The organism is Kitasatospora sp. NPDC051170, assembly GCF_044455705.1.
In the GTDB taxonomy this organism is placed as follows: Bacteria; Actinomycetota; Actinomycetes; order Streptomycetales; family Streptomycetaceae; genus Kitasatospora.
The window spans coordinates 61,296-79,158 of sequence record NZ_JBITFA010000009.1 but is presented as its reverse complement, the minus strand read 5'-3'; the positions used below and the strand labels follow the sequence as shown (position 1 = coordinate 79,158).

Genomic DNA, 17,863 nt, shown 5'->3' with positions numbered 1-17,863 from the left:
TCGGGGACGGTATCGCGGATTCCGCTACTGGTCCAGACCAAATGGGTGGACAGCCGAGGGAAGCCTAATGAACCGTCAACTTAGCTGCCAGCTACGCGAGTTGACATGAACAGGTGCCGCTCCGGACAGGGCGAGGGCACCGTGGAAGGCGCCCGGCACGGGAACGTCGCAGAGCCGCACCGGACCGGGCCCGAGCGCGCCGGCGTCCGGCAGCACGAGGGGGGACGGGCCCGCCACGGGCAGGGCGAAGGACTGCGCCAGCCGTCCGCCGTACGCCTTCACGCAGGCCTCGCGGCGGCACCAGAGCGCGGTGAAGCGCGCCGAGCGCTCCTCGGGCGTCGGGCCCTCGGCGACGAACCGGGCCTCCTCGGGCGGGAAGCAGCGGCGGGCGAGGCGTTCGGCCGTCCGGGCGTCGGCCGTGCGCTCCACGTCCACGCCGACCGGCCGCTCCCCCTCGGCCAGGGCGAGCGCGGCGAAATCCTCGGAGCCGGTCCAGCTCACCCGCAGGCCGGGCGCGCGCTGCGACTCGGGCGCGTCCTCCGACTCAGACTCGGGCTCGGGCTTGCCGTGCGGGCCGTATCGCCAGCGGACCTCCGCCGGGCGCAGGCCGAGCCGGGCCGCTACCAGCTGCCGGACGGCGCCGCGCGTCACGGTGAGGCGGCGGCGCACCTCCGGCTTCGCGCGGGCGGCCCGCTCACGCTCCCGTTCGTCGAGGGAGCGCCACAACTCGGCGACGACCGCCTCGGGTTGGCGGCAGTCGATCAGCCAGAGGTCGACGGTCGTCACGGCAGGGTCAGCGCGCTCAGCACTCCCAGGCGTCGGTCGACCCCGGCGACCAGCACCGGTCGCCGCTGCTCGCGCAGGACGGGCAGCCGCTCGGCGAGCCGGGCCCACAGGCCCGTGAACGGCTGGGCGCCGGGCCAGGGCGCGCCGTCCAGTCCGGGGCCGGCCAGCAACTCGGCCTCGGGACCCAGTTCCTCGGCCCAGACGCGGACGGCCTTCTCCGGGTCGTCCGGCCCCCGGACCTGGCGGACCGTCATCTCCGGCGCGGTCGTCTCCTCGCAGACCAGGACCACCACCGCGTGCTCCTTGGGAAGCGGTACGGGCTCGGCCGGTTCGTAGTGCAGGGCGCTCTGCTCGGCGAGCACGACCACGGCTCGCCGGCAGGTGCCGGTGCGGTGGTGGGCGGCGGCCATGCGCAGGGCGGTGAAGGCCGCGGCCGAGCCCTGGTCGCAGACGGCGAAGGCCAGCGGCGAGCCCGGCACCGAGCGGCTGAGCGCGAGGGAGGAGGGCGCGCCGGGGCGCACGTCCGGGGTGTCGAAGGCGAGGATCAGCAGGTCGACGGGCTCGTCCTCGGCCAGTGCCTCGCGCAGCGGGCCTTCGGCCAGTTCCTCGTAGGAGTGGCCGGCGCCCTCGCCCAGCAGGTCCTCGCGCAGCGGCAGGCCGTACGGGCGGACGAGGTCGGAGGTGAAGACGCGCAGGTCCGGGTCGAGGGAGGTCTCCGAGCGGCCGTCGAAGCGGTGGGCCGAGGCGCGGGTGATCCGCAGGCCCGCGCCGCCGGGGGCGGGCACCCGGTCAGTCCTCGGGGATGAGGTGGCCGGCGACGTAGTCGGCCAGGTTGGTGACGGAGCGCAGGTCGTCCTCGGTGATCTGCTCGACGTCGACCTGGATGTCGAGGGACTCCTCCAGCTCCAGGATGAGCTCGATGGTGCCGGCGGAGGTGAGGCCGAGGTCGTCGAAGAGGCAGGCGTTCTCGGGGATCTCGGGCAGGTCGCGCTTGAGGACGCGCGGCAGCAGCTCGCCGATGCCGTGCAGGATGCGCTCGCGCATCTCCGGATCGACGGCCTGAGGGTCGGTGGTCTGGACCACTTGTTCTGACATGGGGGTTCCGTCCCGTCCTGCGTGGGAAGCGTGGGAAGCGTGGGAAACGCGGAGAGAGCCGGTCGGTGGACGGCGGTGCGTCAGCAGCGCACGGCCATCGCGGAGAAGGTCGCTCCGACACCGGCGGCGGCGATCAGGTAGGGCTCGCCCCGCTGGACCGTCCCACGGGTGGTGGCCGTGTGGAGGTTGATGAGGCTGTCCGCAGCGAAACTGTGCCCCACCGACAGCACGTTGTCCAGCACGACCTTGTCCAGCGGGTACCCGATCCGGCGCGCGATCATCCGCCAGGACGCCTGGTTGACGTTGTGCGGCAGGATCGCGGCCAGCTCGTCGAGGCGCAGGCCCGCCTCGTCCAGAGCGGCCTCGATCGCCTCGACCATGACGTCCGGGTACTCGCGCTGGTAGCGGGCGAGCAGATCGGCGTCCTCGGCCAGCCGGCCGTCGAACTCCGGGCGCTGGCGCACCGCGTAGGAGAGCACCCGGTGGCGCTCGCCGCCGGCGCTGACCAGGCAGGCGGCCGCGCCCTCGGCGAAGATCCCGGTCTCGGGTACCAGCTGGGCGTCCCGGGTGAAGGTCTTCTCCCCGGCGAGGACCAGGGCCAGGGCCTGCGGGTCGGGGTCTCCGGCCAGCAGGCGGCCCGCCAGGTCGATGGCGAGCAGGCCCACCGCGCAGGCGTGGTGGGTGACGGTGAACGCGCTCGCGTGGCCGAGGCCGTGGGCGTCGAGCAGGTCGTGCAGGGGGTTGAGCGGGTGGGGCACCGCCACGGGCATGCTGCGGGCGTGGATCACGTAGCGGACGTGGCGTTCGCGTCCGTTCAGTGCGCCGAGCTCGCCCAGGGCGGCTTCGAGCAGGTCGGGCAGCGTCCCGTCCGGGTCCAGTCGGAGCTGGTCCAGGCCGTGGAAGCGGCGGAAGAGTCTGAGTTGACGTGGGGTCAGGCCGAGGCGCTCACCCACCGCCTCGATCGGCACGGAGAGCGGGGGGAGGTGAACGGCCACTGCCTCCAGTGCGGTCACGCGGGCTAGTATCACCACGCCCGACCGGTCGCACAAGTGATCTCGGGCCCTTGACAGACTCCTGCGCGACCGCCCGCGCCCACCGTGCGCCCGGGGCCGTCGCGACCACCCCGTGCCGTCGAGCCGACGGGAGAAACTCCCTTGTCAGACCGTGAACCCCTGTCCACCCACGGGCCGTTGCGCCCCGAACTGATCGCCCTGCTGGCCGAGGCAGCCTCCGCCCCGCCCGACTGGGCGGCGGCGATCACCCCGCAGTCCCGCCTCGACGGGGACCTCCTGCTGGACGAGTGCGAACTCTCCGCGCTGGACGCCCTGCTGCGCGCCCGCTTCGGCCCCGGCGCCGACCTCGCCGGACTGCGCGCCGGACTCGACCTGGCCGCCCTGGAGGCCCTGACCGTCACCGACCTGCACCGGCTGCTGCCCGAGGAGCTGAACGCATGAGTCGCTTTCTGCTGGTGATGCCCCCGCTGACCGGGCACGTCAATCCCGCGGCGGGCATCGCCGCCGAACTGACCGCGCGCGGCCACGAGGTGGCCTGGACGGGCACCGAGACGGTGCTGCGCCCGCTGCTCGGGCCGGACGCGCGGGTGCTCGGCACCGGGACGCGGGCCTTCCGCGCGCAGGGCGGGCACGGGCTGGCCGCGCTGCGCTCGCTGTGGGAGGGCTTCATCGTCCCGTACGCGCGGTTCACCGCGAAGCCGCTGGACACGATCGTGCGCGAGTTCCGCCCGGACGCGCTGCTGGTCGACCAGCACACCCCGGCGGGGGCGATCGCGGCCCACCGGCACGGGCTGCCCTGGGCGAGCTTCGCGCCGGGGGCGATGGAACTGGGCCGCCCCTACCGGGCGTTGCCGCAGGTGGAGGCGTGGACGGAGGGCCTGCTGCGCGGGCTGTGGGAGCGCGCCAAGCTGCCCGAGGAGGAGTTCACCGATCCGCGCTTCTCCCCCGCCCTGCTGCTGGCCACCACCGGCCCCGCACTGACCGGCGAGGCCGTGCCGCCCGCGCACCACGCCCTGGTCGGGCCGGTGCTGCGCACCCGGCCGGCCGACCCGGACTTCCCGTGGGAGCGCCTGACGCCGGGCCGCCGTCGCGTCCTGGTGACGATGGGCACGCTGGCGGGCGAGCTGGGCGCCGGGTTCCTGTCGCGGGCCGTCCTGGCCCTGGAGCTGTGCGGGCCGGGCGTGCAGCCGGTGTTCGCCGCGCCGCGCGAGCTGCTGCCCGAACTTCCCTCCCACGCCGTGGCGGTGGACCGGGCGCCCGTCCTGGAGCTGATGGCGCGCGGGGAGCTGGACGCGGTGCTGTGCCACGGCGGGATGAACACCGTCGGCGAGGCGCTCGCCCACGGGATTCCGCTGGTGACGGCCCCGATCCGGCACGACCAGCCCTTCGTCGCCGCGCAGGTGGCGGCGGCCGGGGCGGGCCTGCGGGTGCCGTTCCCCCGGGTGACGCCGGAGCGGCTGGCGGATGCGCTGGGCACCGTACTGGAGTCATCGGACGTACGGGAACGAGCGGTTGCCGTCGGCCGCGACCTGCTCGCGGGCGGCGGCGCGGTGGCGGCGACCGACCGGCTCGAGGCGCTGGCCGCCCGGCCGCTCTGACGCCCCCTCCGGGCGTCCCTTTAGCAGAACCGGTGATCACAGGTCCATTGGTCTAGGCCATTGTTTCCTGGCCCGGGTTCCCCCTAGGGTGTCGCAGCAGCACCTCCCTGCGACACCGCCAGGGCAGGTGCCGAGCACCGCGTCCGAGGTGCCGTGGCAGCCCTTCCCCGTACGGGAGTTCCGGTTGATCGAGACCACGGGACTGCGCAAGTCCTACCGCAAGAAGACCTCCCGCAAGAGAGGGGACAGCTCCACCGTCGACGCCGTGCGCGGCATCGACCTCTCCGTCGCCGCCGGGGAGATCTTCGGATTCCTCGGGCCCAACGGCGCCGGGAAGACCACCACCCTGCGCATGCTGGCCACCCTGATCCGCCCCGACGGCGGCAGGGCCGAGGTGGCCGGCGCCGACCTGTTCGCCGATCCGGCGGGAGTACGCCGCCGGATCGGATACGTCGCCCAGGGCGGCGGCACCACCGACAACGTCTCCGCCCGGGAGGAGCTGGTCCTCCAGGCGCGGATGTACGGCGCCGGCAAGGCGGAGGCCGTCCGGGCCGCCGAGGACGCGATCAAGGCCTTCGACCTGGGCGAGTTCGGCGACCGCACCTGCGCCACCTACTCCGGCGGCCAGCGCCGGCGCGTCGACATCGCGCTCGGCGTCATCCACCGGCCCCGGGTGCTGTTCCTGGACGAGCCCACCGTCGGGCTGGACCCGGCCAGCCGGGCGTACGTCTGGGAGGAGATCCGGCGGCTGCGCACCCAGGGCATGACCGTCGTCGTCACCACGCACTACCTCGACGAGGCGGACGCGCTCTGCGACCGCGTCTCCATCGTCGACCACGGCGAGGTGGTGGCCGAGGACACGCCCGAGGCGCTCAAGCGCGAGATCTCCGGGGACGTCGTGCTGCTCGGGCTGGAGCCCGGCGAGGGCGTCACCGAGCGCGCGGCCGAGGTGCTGCGCCCGCAGCCGTACCTGCACCGGCTGGAGCCGGACGGCGAGGAGGGCCTGCGCCTCTACCTGGAGGACGGCGCCGCGGCCATCCCCCGGCTGCTGCGCGACCTGGAGGGGGCGGGGGTGCGGCCGGGCTCGGTGCGCCTCCAACGGCCCAGCCTGGACGACGTGTTCCTCGCCCGCACCGGCCGCTCGCTGCAACAGTCCTGACCGAGCAGCAGTTCTGACCGATCTCTTGGGGAAACCGTGAAGCTCGCCCGCGACACCTGGCTGGTCTTCCAGCGCCAGCTGCTGCTGATGGTCCGCACGCCGGTGTGGATCGCCGTCGGGATCATCCAGCCCCTGTTCTACCTGCTGCTGTTCGCGCCCCTGCTCAAGAAGGTGCTCGCCCCGCAGGGCGCGATCAGCTACGCCGACGCCTACCAGGTGTACGTACCGGGCCTGTTGGCGGTGCTGTGCATCTTCGGCGGGCTCTTCACCGGCTTCAGCCTCCTCGGCGAGCTCAAGGCCGGCATCATCGAGCGCTCCCGCGTCACGCCCGTCAGCCGGCTGGCGCTGCTGCTCGGACGGGCGCTGCGCGAGATGGTGGCGCTGCTCGTCCAAGCGGTGCTGATCACCCTGATCGCCCTGCCCTTCGGGCTGCGGGTGAACCCGCTGAACCTGCTGCTCGCCTACGTCCTGCTGGGGCTGCTGGCGCTGATGACCTCGGCGATCTCCTACGGGATCGCGCTGATGGTGCCGGCCGACGCCGCGATGGCGCCGGTGGTCAACACCCTCGCCCAGCCGATCGCGCTGCTGTCGGGGGTGCTGCTGCCCCTCACCCTGGCGCCGGGGTGGCTGCAAGGGATCGCCCACTGGAACCCCTTCTACTGGGCCGTGGAGGGCATGCGCGCGCTCTTCTCCGGGCACGCCGGGGACAACGCGGTGTGGCAGGGGCTGCTGGTCGTGGTGGTGATGACGGCGCTGGCCGTGTACTGGTCGGCGCGGCTGTTCTCCACCCGGGTGCGCTGAGGCCCGTTCGGCACACGAGTAGGGCCCGGTCCTCGTGGACCGGGCCCTACTCGTGTGCCGAACGGTGCGCTCAGACCCTGGCGTTGATGAAGGCCGCCAGCTTGGCCACCCCGTCGATGATCTGGTCCTGCGTCACCGAGCTGACGGACAGCCGCAGCCGGCGCTCGCCGCCGCCCGCCGGATAGAACGGGGCCATCGGCGTCCACAGCACCCCGTACTCGCGGGCGCAGCACTCCATGGCCTCGTCGTCGGCGATGAAGGGCACGGTCAGGACGGCGAAGAAGCCGCCCTCGGGCCGGTTCCAGGACACGCCGAGGCTGCGCTGCCCGGAGGCGGGGAAGTGCCGCTCCAGCTCCCGCAGCAGGGTGTCCATGCCGGCCGCGTAGTGGGCCGTGGCGAGGGCGTTGGCGGCCCGCAGCCGGCAGTCGTGGGTGAGGAGCATGCCGCCGATCACGGCCTGGCTGAGGGCGGGCGTGTTGACGGTCGTCATGCTCTTGAGCTTGGCGAGTTCGTCGGCGAGCAGGCTGGTGCGGCCGCAGGGCGCGCTGACCTCCTGGTCGGCGAGGACGTAACCGAGGCGGGCGCCGGGGAAGCAGGTCTTGGCGAAGGAGCCGAGGTAGACGACCCGCTGCTCGCGGTCCAGGGCCTTGAGGGTGGGGCGCTCGCCGGGGGTGCGGGCGAAGAAGCCGTAGGGGTTGTCCTCGATGACCAGCAGGCCTTCGGCGCCCGCCGTCTCCAGCAGCCGGGTGCGGGCCTGGAGGGGCATGCTGGTGCCGGAGGGGTTGGCGAAGTCCGGGACGACGTAGAGGGCGCGCGGGCGGCGGCCCTCGGCCCGTACGGCGCGGGCGGCGGAGCGGACGGCCTCCGGGTCGGGGCCGCCGTCGGGGCCCTCGGGGACGGGCCGGGTGGCGATGCCCAGCAGCCGGGCGGCCCCGGTGACGCCGACGTAGCAGGGGGAGCTGACCAGCAGGACGTCCTCGGGGCCCGCGCACAGGGCGCGCAGGGTCAGCAGCATGCCCTCCTGGGCGCCGACGGTGAGGACCAGGGCTTCGGGGGCCGCGGTGAGGCCCTCGTCGTTGGCGAGGGTGCGGGCCACCAGGTCGGCGATGATGCCCTTGGTGGGGCCGTACTGGAACAGGGTGGTGCGCACGGCGTCGCGGTCCAGGCCCCGCTTCGCGAGGTGGGCGAGGTAGGCGTCGAGGTAGCGGGGGACGTCCTCGGGTTCGAAGAAGCCCTCGTAGGGGCGGCCGGGGGCGAAGGAGACGGCGTCCGGGTAGCGGGTGGTGACCTCGTTGAGGAAGGTCATCGCGTCCATCAGCGGGTCGGAGAGCGAGGCGTGCAGCTCGCCCAGGTCGAGGATCATCGCAGGGCCTCCCGGAGGCGCTCGGCGGCGTGGGCCTGGGCCTCGGCGGCGGCGTCCAGGGTGCCGGTCATGGCGAAGAACCCGTGCGGCACGCCCTCGTAGCGCCGCAGGTCGACGGGCACGCCGGCGGCGCGCAGGGCCTCGGCGTACTGCTCGCCCTCGTCGCGCAGCGGGTCGTACTCGGCGGTGAGGACGGTCGCGGGCGGCAGGCCCGCCAGGGTTTCGGCGCGCAGCGGGGAGGCGTACGGCCTGGCGCCGTCGGCCGGGTCGGCGAGGTAGTGGCCCCAGTACCAGGCGACGGAGCGGCGGTTGAACAGCGCCGGGTCGTCGTGTTCGCGCAGCGAGGGGGTGTCGGCGCCGTGGTCCGTGTTGGGGTAGACCAGCAGCTGGTGGCGCAGGGCGGGGCCGCCCTCGGCGCGCAGGAGCAGGGTGAGGGCGGCGGTGAGGTTGCCGCCGGCGCTGTCGCCGCCGACCGCGAGGCGGGTCGGGTCGATGCCGAACTCGGATGCTCTGTGTACGAGTTGACGGAGGGCGGCGTGGCAGTCGTGGAGGGCGGCGGGGAAGGGGTGTTCGGGGGCGAGGCGGTAGCCGACGGAGGCGGTGACGCAGCCGACGGCGTTGGTCAGGCGGCGGCAGATCGCGTCGCTGGTGTCGGGCGAGCCGAGGGTCCAGCCGCCGCCGAACAGATAGAGCAGGGCCGGTAGTTCGCGCCCGCTGCGCCCGGGTGCTTCGGGGCGGTAGAGCCGCAGGGTGAGGTCGCCGTCGGGGCCGGGGATGCGGTGCTCCTCGACGGCGGCGACGGGCTCGGGGGTGCCGGCGGACGCCTGGATGTCGGCGAGGTCGGCGGCGCGGGCCTCGGCGAGGGTGAGGGTGTACAGCGGCGGCGCGCCGTCGGCCGCGCGGCGGGCGCGGAAGGCTTCGGCCTGGGGGTTGAGGGGCATGGATGGGCGGTCCTTCTCGGGGCGTGTCGTTCGGATCACGTCGGATCAGCGGGCGTCGTTGGGGTGCGTGCATCGGCGGCGCCGAGGAGGGAGTCCATGCGGAGCATCGGCGACTGACGAGAAGCCGTCGAGGTGCGTGCCCCGGCGGCGACCGCCCGGCGTGATCCGAACGACACGCCCCTAACGGTCGGCCTCGACGTAGATGGTCTCGTCGGTGCGGAAGGCGGTGTCGAGGTCGGCGACGTCGGGGCGCGCGCCCTGACGGTAGGCGCAGTGGCGGATCCGGTCGGGGGCGAATCCCGCCAGGGTGAGGACGTGGCGCAGCTCGTCCAGGTCGTAGATCCACTGGTGGCCGTAGTGGCGGAAGATCTGGTTGACCAGGAACGCCGGGCGGTCGGGCATCGGCGGGCCGAAGCCGAGGGTGGTCAGGCGCCGACGGTGCTTGGTGAGGAAGCCGTCGCCGGTGGCGTAGCCGACCAGGTAGCGGGCGAGGTCGGGGGTGGTGACGCGCAGGACGCCGCCGGGGCGCAGGACGCGGCGGGCCTCGCGCAGCCAGCCGACGGCGACGGGCATGGTGACGTGCTCGATGAGGTGCTCCGCGTACACCCAGTCGACGCTGGCGTCGGCGAAGGGCAGTGGCTTGGAGATGTCGAGCCGGGTGAACCAGCGGTCGCCGTCGACGCGGTAGAGGGTGCCGGGTTCGGCGGACGTGTCGGGGCTGCTCAGGGCGGCCAGGTCGGTGCCGAGGCCCTCGGGGTGGGCGGTGCGGAAGGCGGCGAACTCGATGCCGGTGAGCCCGAGTTCGCGGAAGTCCGCTCGGGTCTGGGGCAGGGGTCCGGGGTGGGGCTCCAGGGTGGCGCAGGTGGCGACGTCGGCGCTGAACTCGTCGAGCCGGGTGGCCAGGCCGTCCGGGTCGTCCCAGTCCCAGCCGGGGAATCGGGTGTCGGGTGTGGTCATCGTGGGTCTCTCATCCTGAGGAACGTGGCCCGGCCGCGGCCGGGTTCAGACGGGCTCACACCCGAGCGGCTGGCCAGGGGGTGACGGCCGTACGGTCGAGGTCGGCGAGCCGGGGGCGGCCCAGGAGGGCCATGGTGTGCTCCAGTTCGTCGCGCAGCTGGTCGAGGACGCTCAGCACCCCGGCCTCTCCCCCGGTGGCGAGGCCCCAGAACACGGGCCGGCCGACCAGGACGGCGCGGGCGCCGAGGGCCAGGGCGGTGGCCAGGTCGGCGCCGGTGCGCACCCCGCCGTCGAGGAGGACGGGCATGGTGGCGGGGACGGCGTCGACGACCTCGGGCAGGGCGGCCAGGGCCGGGATCGCGCCGTCGAGTTGACGGCCTCCGTGGTTGGAGACCAGCACGGCGTCGGCGCCGTGCTCGACGGCGAGGCGGGCGTCCTCGGCGGTGAGGATGCCCTTGAGGACGATCGGCAGCCGGGTGCGTGCGCGCAGCCAGGCGAGGTCGGCCCAGGTCAGGCTGGGGTCGAACTGGCGGCGGGCGTGTTCGGCGATGCCCGAACCGCCGTCGGCGGCCTGGTGGCTGGCGCTCATCAGGGCGGGGTCGAGGTTGACGGCGCGGACGGTGGGCGGGATGGCGAAGCCGTTGCGCAGGTCGCGCAGCCGTCTGCCGATCCTGGGGGCGTCCACGGTCAGGACGAGTGCCCGGAAGCCGGAGGCCTCGGCGCGCTCCACCAGGGCGGTGAGGGCGTCGCGTTCGCGCAGCCAGTACAGCTGGAGCCAGAGCGGGCCGGTGGCCGCCTCGGCGATCTCCTCCAGGGTACGGCTGGCGAACATGGCGGCCACGAACAGGGCTCCGGCGCGGCCGGCGGCGCGGGCGGTGGCGGTCTCGCCCTCGGGGTCGACCAGCCGGTGGTAGGCCATGGGGGCGATGCCGACCGGTGTGCCGAGCGGGCTGCCGAGCAGGGTCAGCGTGGGATCGCAGGTGGTGACGTCGACCATCGTTCGGGGGCGAAGCGCATAGTGGGAGAAGGCTTCGCGGTTCGCCGCGAGGGTGCGTTCCTCGCCGCTTCCGCCCGCGACGAAGTCCCATATTTCGCGGGGAAGTTCTGCGCGGGCGGCGCGTTCGATCCCGGCCGGCGTGAGTTCTCCCACGGGCATCCTCGTTTCCCGGACGGCCACGCTCGGGCCAGTCCCGGTTCGGCAGCGTAGGAGGAAGGGCGGCATTGGTATAGACCTTGATTTGACCAATCGTCTGTGCCAAGGTCTGGCCACGGAATTGACCGTTTTGGCTATTAACGGCGTTCATGTCAAATCCCCTCGCTTCTCTGGAGCGGTGTTGACCCGCATTTCCCCCTCCTCACTTCCGCCCTCCCCGCCACCGCACGCCGACGCCCAGGAGAACTGGGTGGACGAACTGCTGCTGGCCGGGCCGGGGGGCGAGGAGTGCCTGCACCTCGGCACGCCCCTGGACCGCGCCGCCCTGCGCGCGCTGGTCGAGGAGCAGTGCGGCAGACTGGCCGCCGTCGGGCTCGGGCCCGGCGGCACCGCCGCGCTGCGCCTGCCGCCCTCCGTGGCCTTCGTCACGTCGCTGCTGGCCTGCTGGCGCCTCGGCGCACAAGTGGCACTGCTCGACCACCGCCTGACCGATCATGAGATCGAGGCGGCGGTGGAGCGGCTGGCCCCCCAGGTGATGGTCGGCGCGACCCACGGGCCGGCCTCGGCGCTGCGCGGCTTCTCCGAGGTGGAGCCGGAGGCCGTCGCCCTGCCAGGGGGCCGCCCGGCCGCCACCGGGCACGCGCTGATCCAGCTGAGCTCGGGATCGACCGGCCCGGCCAAGGTCATCGCCCGCACCGCGAGCGACGTGATCCGCGAACTCGACTGCTACCGCAGACTGACGGACTTCCCCGGCGGGGGCGAACGCGTCGTGCTGCTGTCCTCGGTGGTGCACGTGCTCGGCCTGGTCGGCGGACTGCTCAACGCGCTGCGCGCCCGCGCCGCACTGACGATCCCCGAGCGGATGACCACGGCCGGCATCCTGACCGCCGTTGCCGCGAGCGACCGCCCGACCACCGTCATCGGGGTGCCGTTCCACGCCGAACTGCTGGCGGGCACCGTCGCTCCCCCGGCGCTGCCGCAGCTGCGGCGGATGATCGTGGCGGGCGAACTCGTCCGCCCCGGGCTGGCCGCGCTGTTCACCGAACGCTACGGCGTGCCGCTCGGCACCATGTACGGCATGACCGAGACCGGGGTCATCGCCACCGACCTGTCCGGCGCGCTCAACCCGGCGAAGCGGCCCGTCCACGGGATGCGGCTGCGCCTCGTCGGCGGCGAGCTGCAGATCGGCGCGCCGACCTCCCCGTACCCGGGGCTGGACGACCCGACCCGCTGGTCGGACGGCTGGCTGCACACCCGGGACGCGGCCGAGCTGGACGAGGTGTACGACCTGGTCACCGTCCTCGGCCGGCTCGACTCCCAGGTCTCGATCGGGGGCCTCAAGGTCGACCTCACCGAGGTCGAGCAGGCGCTCACCTCGCTGCCCGAGGTCCGCGAGGCCGTCGTCGTCTTCGAGGACGGCGCGATCGAGGCGTACCTCGCCACCGAGCCCGACGCGGACCTCTCCCTCGTGCACGACGGGCTGGCCCGCCGGCTCGCCGCCTACAAGCGGCCGCGGCGCCTGGCGCTGCTGCCCCGACTGCCCCGCACCGCCACCGGAAAACTGCTGCGCGACCCGGCCGCCCTGCGCGACACCGCCGCGACCGCCGCCGCGCGCTGAACCCCTCCCCGAGTCCTCTCCCGCACCACCCGCACCGACCGAGCTAGGAGCCCACCATGAAGGACCGCATCCGCGCGTTCGTCCTCGCCTCCCTGACCGACATGCAGTACGACGTCTCCGAGGTCACCGGCGACACCGACCTCGGCCCGGCCGGTCTGGACCTCGAGTCGCTCGCCCTGGCCGAGCTGTCGGTGCAGGTCGAGGACGAGTTCGGGATCAAGTTCGACCTGGACGAGATGGAGACCACGGCGATGATGACGCTCGACGAGTTCACCGCCGACGTCGCCAAGCGCATCGACGCCCTGGCCACCACCGCCGCCGCCCCGGTCGGCGACGCGGCGTGACCGGCTCGAACGGGGCCGCACTGCCCGACCGGGCCGAGGTGGTCTCGATGCTGGCGGCGTTCGGGCAGCGCGCCGCCGAGGCCGTGCCGGAGGAGCTCGGCTCGCTCGAACTCACCTGGCTGATCGCCGAGTTCGAGCAGCGCTACGGCTTCCAGCTGGACCTCGACGACGAGGGCTTCGCCGCCGTGCGCACCGTGGACGACGCCACCGAACTGCTGCGCGCCACCGTCCTCGCCGAGCGAGCGGGCGCCCGGCCGTGACCGGCGTGCGGGGCCTCGGACCACCTCCACCGGGCGGGCGTACGCCCGTCCTGGTCACCGGCGTCGGCGTGCTCAGCGCCGCCGGGCGCGGGCTCGCCGCGCTGAGCGAGGCCGCCGCCCACGGCAAGGCGTCCTTCGGCGAGGTCACCCGCTTCGACGTGAGCGCCCGCCGCACCACCCGGGCGGCGCTGCTGCCCGGGGAGGTGCCGCTGGCCGCCACGCTGCCGCTCGCCAGGGCGGTACTGGACGCGATCGGGCAGGTGGGGCCGCTGCCCGAGGGGACGCCCGTCCTGCTCGCCCTCCACAGCGACGAGCGCACCGGCACCACCGCCCGGGCGGTCGCCGCCGGGGTCGGGCGTCTGTGCGGCGCCCCGGGCGTCACCCGGGTGTACACCGGCGCCTGCGTGGCCGCCTCCACGGCCGTCGCCGACGCGGCCGCGATGGTCGCCACCGGGCGGCACGAACGCGTGCTGGTCGCGGCCGGGCACCTCGTCGAGCCGGGGGTGTTCGCCGTCTTCGACGCCGGACGCGCCCTGGCCCGCGACGGCGAGCTGCGCCCGTTCAGCAGCGGGCGCACCGGCACCCTGCTCGCCGACGCGGCCGTGGCCGTGCTGGTCGAGGCGGCCCCGGCCGCCGAACGGCGCGGCGCCACCGCGCTCGCCCGGCTGGCCGGCTGGGGCCGCTCCGGGGACGCCCACCACGTCTGCCGCCCCGAACCGGAGGGCACGGGCCTGTCCCGGGCGATCGAGGCCGCGCTCACCCGCGCCGCGGTCGCCCCGGCCGAGGTCGGCTACGTCAACGCCAACGGCACCGGCTCCACCCTCGCCGACCTGGCCGAAGCCCGCGCCCTGCACCGGGTGTTCGGCCCGCACACCGCCGAACTGCCGGTCAGCTCCAGCAAGTCGGTGCACGGACACGCCCTGGAGGCCTCCGCCCTGCTCGAACTCGCCGTCACCGTCGGCGCGTTGGAATCCGGCCTGCTCCCGGTGAACGCCGGCGCCCTCGGACCGGATCCGGAGATCGGCCTCGACCTCGTGGACGGCCCCCGCGCGGCCCGCCCGGGCCACGCCCTCAGCCTCAACTCCGCCTTCGGCGGGGCCAACACCGCCCTGTTGCTGGCCGCCGTATGAACGCCACGAACGCCATGACCGCCACGACCACTGCGACCACTGCGACCACTGCGACCACCACGAACGCCATGACCACCACCACCGACGCCGCCGCGACGGCCTACGGGCTGCGCGTGATCGCCGAGGCCCGGGCCGACGACGCCGCCGCACCCCCGCCGCCGCTGCCCGGCTTCGCCGCCTCGGGCTTCAACCCGCTGGTCGCCGAGGCCGCCGACCGCTGCCTCGCCGCCCACCACGGGCAGCCCCCCGCCCCCGGGCGCACCGCCCTGCTGCTGGCCAGCACCAGCGGCGACCGCGCCACCGCCCGGGCCATCGACGAGTCCGCCGAGCCCGGCAGACGGCCCGCACCGCTGCTGTTCTTCCAGTCCAACCCCAACGCCGTCCTCGGGCACATCGCCGCCCGCTGGGGCCTGACCGGCCCCGTCGTGGCGATCCGCCCGGCCGAGACCGCACCCGGCCGCATCCCGGCCGACGCGCTCGACCACGCCGCGCTGCTGATCGCGGACGGGGACGCCGACCGCGTCCTGGTCATCGCCGCCGAGGAGACGGCCCAGGGCCCGCACCGGGCCGTCGCCGCCCTGCTGGCCCTCTGACCGCCTCCCACCCCGAACGCGCCCCACCCCGAACGCACCCCTTCCCGCCGGGCCGCCGTCGAAGCGCGCCCCCTGCACCGCCCCGTCCTGCCCCCCTGCCACCGAACGCCCGAGAGGGAGCCACCCGTGTCCATCCGCAGTCTCCGCCGCCTGCTCGCGGACGACCCCGCCGTCGGCGCCGGGAACGTCCTGGAGGCCCGGCTCGCTCTCGGCCTCGGCCTCGACGACCCGCTGATCACCTTCGACACCCCGGTCGACGACCACGCCGCCTGGCAGCCCTTCACCCTGCGCGAGCTGGACCGCGCCGTCCGCGCCCGCTCCTCCGCCCTGCACCTGCTGGGCGTCACCCGCCGCGACCCGGTGGTGGTGTACGCGAGCACCGCCGCCGACCACGTGCTCGCCTTCCTCGCCCTGGCCCGCCTCGGCGCCATCCCCGCCCTGCTCAACCCCAACCTGGACGGCGAGCGCGCCGCCCGCTACATCGCCCGCCTCGGCGCGGTCGGGGTGCTGGCCGACGAGGCCCACCTGGCCCTCCTGGCCGGCCACGAGCTCGGCGCGCCGCTGCTGCCCGAGATCGGCACCCTCGGCGCGGGCGACCCGGACGCCGCCCCGGAGCCGTACCGGCACTGGTCCGGCGACCCGGTGGCGATCACCCACTCCTCCGGCACCACCGGCATGCCCAAGGCCGTCGTCCACTCGCACACCAGCCTGTACGCGGCGATCCACCACCGCCTCGGGCTGCCGCGCCCGCAGGGCCAGGACCGGATGCTCAGCGCCCTGCCCGCCCCGCACGCCGCGACCCTGATCGCCCTCAACCTCGCGCTCAGCTCGCACACCGAACTCGCCCTGCTCTCCGGCCAGTCCGGCGCCGGGGTGCTGGAGGCGATCGAGCGGTGGCGCCCCAGCGGCGTGATCGGCTTCGCCGCCACCTGGGCCGACCTCGCCCACCACGACCTGTCCGCACGGGACCTGGAGTCCGTGGCACTCTGGTGGAACACCGGCGACTGCGCCCACGAGGTGCACATCCGCCGCCTGATCGCCACCGGAAGCCGCCAGACCGTCACCCGCAACGGCCGTACCCGCGAGGCCGGTTCACTGTTCGTCGACGGCCTGGGATCCACCGAGATGGGCCACTCCCACTTCTTCATCACCCACGGCCCCGGCACCGAGCGCTACGGGCGCTGCGTGGGCCGCCCGCACGCCTTCGTCGACTGCGAGGTGGTCGGCCCGGACGGCGAGCCGCTCGGCCCCGGCGAGATCGGCGAACTCGCCACCGCCTCCCCGACCCTGGCGCTCGGCTACTGGAACGACTCCGCCACCACCTTCCGCACCCGGCTGCGCGGGCGCTTCCTCACCGGGGACCTGATGTACCGGGACGAGGAGGGCTACTACTACCACGTCGACCGCGTCGTGGATTCGGTCCGACTCGACGGCGGAGAGCGGCTGTTCACCGCCATGTCGGAGGAGCGGGTGCTCGCCGCCTGCCCCGACGTGCTGGACTGCACCGTCGTGGCCGTGCGCGACGGCGACCGCGTCGTCACCGACGTCCTGCTGATCCTCGCCGAGAACGCCGAGCCCGGGCTCGACCGGACGAAGGCCGTCACCGCCGCCCTCGACGAGGCCAGCGCCGCGACGGTGCGCCAGGTGCTGGTGGTCTCGGGCGAGGACATCCCGCTCGGCCCGACCGGCAAGGTCCGCAAGGTCCTGCTGCGCGAGCGCCACCTCGGCGCGGTGAGCGCATGACGACCGTACGGCCGGGCGCCGTCGTCACGGGCCTGGGCCTGGTCTCGCCGCTCGGCCGCAAGCCCGCCGAGGTCTTCGAGGCGCTGGCCGCCGGCCGCTCCGGCCTGAGCGCCGTGCCCGAGGGCCACGCCGCGCACGGCTGGCTCCCCGCCGCCGGGATCGCCCCGCCGGTGGACGGCAAGGAGGTGCTGCCGCCCACCGAGACCCGCTGCGTGGACCGCTTCGTGCTGCTGGCCCTGGCCGCCGCGGACGACGCCCTCGCCGACGCGGGCCTGGTCGTCGGCCGCGACGTGGACCCGCACCGCACCGCCGTGGTGCTGGCCACCGGCGGCGGCGGCCTGGAGACCTTCGAGCAGCAGTCCCACCGCCGCCTGGAGCGCGGGCGCCCCGGCGTCAGCCCGTACCTGCTGCCCGGCATGCTCTCCAACATGGCCACCGCCCGGATCGCCATCAAGCACGGCATCCGGGGCTACAGCTCCGCCGTGGTGACGGCCTGCGCGGCCGGCGCCCAGGCCGTGGCCGAGGGGCTGCGGCTGATCCGCTCCGGCGACGCGGACGTGGTGGTCTGCGGCGGCACCGAGTCCTCGCTGCACCCGACCATCGCCGCCGCCTTCACCAACGCCCGCGCCCTGGCGCAGGGTTGGGAGGATCCGACCGAGGCCAGCCGGCCGTTCGACGCCCGGCGCAACGGCTTCGTGCTCGGCGAGGGCAGCGCCGTCCTCGTCCTGGAACGCGTCGAGCACGCCGACGCCCGGGGAGCCGGCGGCTACGCGGACGTGATCGGCTGGGGCGCCTCCACCGACGCCCACCACCCGACCATGCCCCGCCCGGACGGCGCCGGCGCCGCCGACGCGATGCGCTCCGCCCTCGCCAACGCGGGCCTGGCCCCGGGCGACATCGACTACGTGAACGCCCACGGCACCGGCACGAAGATCGGTGACGTGGCCGAGACCGCCGCGCTGACCGCCGTCTTCGGCGAGCACCGCCCCGCGGTCAGCTCCACCAAGGGCGCCACCGGCCATCTCCTCGGCGCCGCGGGCGCGTTGGAGGCCGCCGTGACCGCCCTGGCGGTGGCGCGGGGGACGCTGCCGCCCACCCTCAACCTGACCGACCCCGACCCGGCCTGCGACCTGGATCACGTCCGCGGCGCGGCCCGCACCGGCCCCGTACGCGCCGCGCTGAGCAACGCCTTCGCCTTCGGCGGCCACAACCTCAGCCTGATCCTCGGCCCGGCGTCCACCCGGTCGACCCGCTAGGGCGTGTCCCTCGGGGCACGCCGCTGTCCACCATCCCTCCGGGGGGAGATCCC

19 protein-coding genes are annotated in these 17,863 nt (G+C 74.6%); 11 read left to right on the top strand and 8 right to left on the bottom strand.

Annotated features, from left to right (window positions below):
- Positions 1-75: 75 nt before the first annotated feature.
- The 4 genes from ACIBCA_RS19825 to ACIBCA_RS19810 form a co-directional block, all read right to left on the bottom strand.
- Positions 76-786: a 4'-phosphopantetheinyl transferase family protein gene (locus ACIBCA_RS19825; protein ID WP_396284228.1), complete on the bottom strand. Its 711-nt coding sequence runs from the start codon at positions 784-786 to the stop codon at positions 76-78.
- Positions 783-1,571 (bottom strand): hypothetical protein, encoded by a 789-nt coding sequence (locus tag ACIBCA_RS19820; protein WP_396284227.1) that lies wholly within the window; start codon positions 1,569-1,571, stop codon positions 783-785. Before ACIBCA_RS19820 ends, ACIBCA_RS19825 begins: the two co-directional genes overlap by 4 nt.
- A gap of 4 nt (positions 1,572-1,575) precedes the next feature.
- A complete protein-coding gene (locus ACIBCA_RS19815) occupies positions 1,576-1,881 on the bottom strand; it encodes a phosphopantetheine-binding protein (RefSeq protein ID WP_396284226.1) in 306 nt (101 codons plus the stop codon).
- An 80-nt stretch (positions 1,882-1,961) separates the two neighbouring features.
- Positions 1,962-2,894 (bottom strand): 3-oxoacyl-[acyl-carrier-protein] synthase III C-terminal domain-containing protein, encoded by a 933-nt coding sequence (locus tag ACIBCA_RS19810; protein ID WP_396284225.1) that lies wholly within the window; start codon positions 2,892-2,894, stop codon positions 1,962-1,964.
- 141 nt (positions 2,895-3,035) lie between these two features.
- On the opposite strand from ACIBCA_RS19810, the gene ACIBCA_RS19805 reads away from it, so the two are divergent.
- From ACIBCA_RS19805 to ACIBCA_RS19790, 4 genes are all read left to right on the top strand, one after another.
- Complete coding sequence (locus tag ACIBCA_RS19805) at positions 3,036-3,335, top strand: hypothetical protein (protein WP_396284224.1); 300 nt, start codon at positions 3,036-3,038, stop codon at positions 3,333-3,335.
- Positions 3,332-4,492, top strand: coding sequence for a glycosyltransferase (locus ACIBCA_RS19800; RefSeq protein WP_396284223.1), 1,161 nt, complete (start codon positions 3,332-3,334; stop codon positions 4,490-4,492). The genes ACIBCA_RS19805 and ACIBCA_RS19800 overlap by 4 nt, the downstream gene beginning before the upstream one ends.
- A gap of 127 nt (positions 4,493-4,619) precedes the next feature.
- A complete protein-coding gene (locus ACIBCA_RS19795; RefSeq protein WP_396284222.1) occupies positions 4,620-5,651 on the top strand; it encodes an ATP-binding cassette domain-containing protein in 1,032 nt (343 codons plus the stop codon).
- A gap of 36 nt (positions 5,652-5,687) precedes the next feature.
- On the top strand, positions 5,688-6,452 hold the full coding sequence (locus tag ACIBCA_RS19790) for an ABC transporter permease (protein ID WP_396284221.1): 765 nt from the start codon (positions 5,688-5,690) through the stop codon (positions 6,450-6,452).
- A 70-nt stretch (positions 6,453-6,522) separates the two neighbouring features.
- On the opposite strand, the gene ACIBCA_RS19785 is transcribed toward ACIBCA_RS19790, so the two are convergent.
- From ACIBCA_RS19785 to ACIBCA_RS19770, 4 genes are all read right to left on the bottom strand, one after another.
- Positions 6,523-7,815 carry a PLP-dependent aminotransferase family protein gene (locus ACIBCA_RS19785; RefSeq protein ID WP_396284220.1) on the bottom strand — a complete coding sequence of 431 codons (1,293 nt, stop codon included), beginning with the start codon at positions 7,813-7,815 and terminating at the stop codon, positions 6,523-6,525.
- Complete coding sequence (locus ACIBCA_RS19780) at positions 7,812-8,756, bottom strand: alpha/beta hydrolase (protein ID WP_396284219.1); 945 nt, start codon at positions 8,754-8,756, stop codon at positions 7,812-7,814. Before ACIBCA_RS19780 ends, ACIBCA_RS19785 begins: the two co-directional genes overlap by 4 nt.
- Positions 8,757-8,936: 180 nt before the next feature.
- Positions 8,937-9,713, bottom strand: coding sequence for a class I SAM-dependent methyltransferase (locus tag ACIBCA_RS19775; protein ID WP_396284218.1), 777 nt, complete (start codon positions 9,711-9,713; stop codon positions 8,937-8,939).
- Positions 9,714-9,768: 55 nt separating this feature from the next.
- Positions 9,769-10,869: an alpha-hydroxy acid oxidase gene (locus ACIBCA_RS19770; RefSeq protein WP_396284217.1), complete on the bottom strand. Its 1,101-nt coding sequence runs from the start codon at positions 10,867-10,869 to the stop codon at positions 9,769-9,771.
- A 178-nt stretch (positions 10,870-11,047) separates the two neighbouring features.
- On the opposite strand from ACIBCA_RS19770, the gene ACIBCA_RS19765 reads away from it, so the two are divergent.
- The 7 genes from ACIBCA_RS19765 to ACIBCA_RS19735 all read left to right on the top strand — a co-directional run bounded on the left by ACIBCA_RS19765 (position 11,048) and on the right by ACIBCA_RS19735 (position 17,810).
- Positions 11,048-12,484 (top strand): class I adenylate-forming enzyme family protein, encoded by a 1,437-nt coding sequence (locus ACIBCA_RS19765; protein WP_396284216.1) that lies wholly within the window; start codon positions 11,048-11,050, stop codon positions 12,482-12,484.
- A 56-nt stretch (positions 12,485-12,540) separates the two neighbouring features.
- Positions 12,541-12,828 (top strand): phosphopantetheine-binding protein, encoded by a 288-nt coding sequence (locus ACIBCA_RS19760; protein ID WP_396284215.1) that lies wholly within the window; start codon positions 12,541-12,543, stop codon positions 12,826-12,828.
- Positions 12,825-13,088 carry an acyl carrier protein gene (locus ACIBCA_RS19755; protein WP_396284214.1) on the top strand — a complete coding sequence of 88 codons (264 nt, stop codon included), beginning with the start codon at positions 12,825-12,827 and terminating at the stop codon, positions 13,086-13,088. Before ACIBCA_RS19760 ends, ACIBCA_RS19755 begins: the two co-directional genes overlap by 4 nt.
- Positions 13,085-14,218: a beta-ketoacyl synthase N-terminal-like domain-containing protein gene (locus ACIBCA_RS19750; RefSeq protein ID WP_396284213.1), complete on the top strand. Its 1,134-nt coding sequence runs from the start codon at positions 13,085-13,087 to the stop codon at positions 14,216-14,218. The genes ACIBCA_RS19755 and ACIBCA_RS19750 overlap by 4 nt, the downstream gene beginning before the upstream one ends.
- A 68-nt stretch (positions 14,219-14,286) precedes the next feature.
- Complete coding sequence (locus ACIBCA_RS19745) at positions 14,287-14,811, top strand: beta-ketoacyl synthase N-terminal-like domain-containing protein (RefSeq protein WP_396284212.1); 525 nt, start codon at positions 14,287-14,289, stop codon at positions 14,809-14,811.
- Positions 14,812-14,937: 126 nt separating this feature from the next.
- Positions 14,938-16,554, top strand: a complete 1,617-nt coding sequence (locus ACIBCA_RS19740; RefSeq protein ID WP_396284211.1) for a class I adenylate-forming enzyme family protein — start codon at positions 14,938-14,940, stop codon at positions 16,552-16,554.
- Positions 16,551-17,810 carry a beta-ketoacyl-[acyl-carrier-protein] synthase family protein gene (locus ACIBCA_RS19735; protein WP_396284210.1) on the top strand — a complete coding sequence of 420 codons (1,260 nt, stop codon included), beginning with the start codon at positions 16,551-16,553 and terminating at the stop codon, positions 17,808-17,810. The genes ACIBCA_RS19740 and ACIBCA_RS19735 overlap by 4 nt, the downstream gene beginning before the upstream one ends.
- The last annotated feature ends 53 nt before the right edge of the window (positions 17,811-17,863 follow it).

Coding starts and splice junctions, on each gene's coding strand:
- ACIBCA_RS19815 (WP_396284226.1), bottom strand. CDS start 1,881: ATGTCAGAACAAGTGGTCCAGACCACCGACCCTCAGGCCGTCGATCCG.
- ACIBCA_RS19800 (WP_396284223.1), top strand. CDS start 3,332: ATGAGTCGCTTTCTGCTGGTGATGCCCCCGCTGACCGGGCACGTCAAT.
- ACIBCA_RS19785 (WP_396284220.1), bottom strand. CDS start 7,815: ATGATCCTCGACCTGGGCGAGCTGCACGCCTCGCTCTCCGACCCGCTG.
- ACIBCA_RS19780 (WP_396284219.1), bottom strand. CDS start 8,756: ATGCCCCTCAACCCCCAGGCCGAAGCCTTCCGCGCCCGCCGCGCGGCC.
- ACIBCA_RS19775 (WP_396284218.1), bottom strand. CDS start 9,713: ATGACCACACCCGACACCCGATTCCCCGGCTGGGACTGGGACGACCCG.
- ACIBCA_RS19770 (WP_396284217.1), bottom strand. CDS start 10,869: ATGCCCGTGGGAGAACTCACGCCGGCCGGGATCGAACGCGCCGCCCGC.
- ACIBCA_RS19760 (WP_396284215.1), top strand. CDS start 12,541: ATGAAGGACCGCATCCGCGCGTTCGTCCTCGCCTCCCTGACCGACATG.
- ACIBCA_RS19745 (WP_396284212.1), top strand. CDS start 14,287: ATGACCACCACCACCGACGCCGCCGCGACGGCCTACGGGCTGCGCGTG.
- ACIBCA_RS19735 (WP_396284210.1), top strand. CDS start 16,551: ATGACGACCGTACGGCCGGGCGCCGTCGTCACGGGCCTGGGCCTGGTC.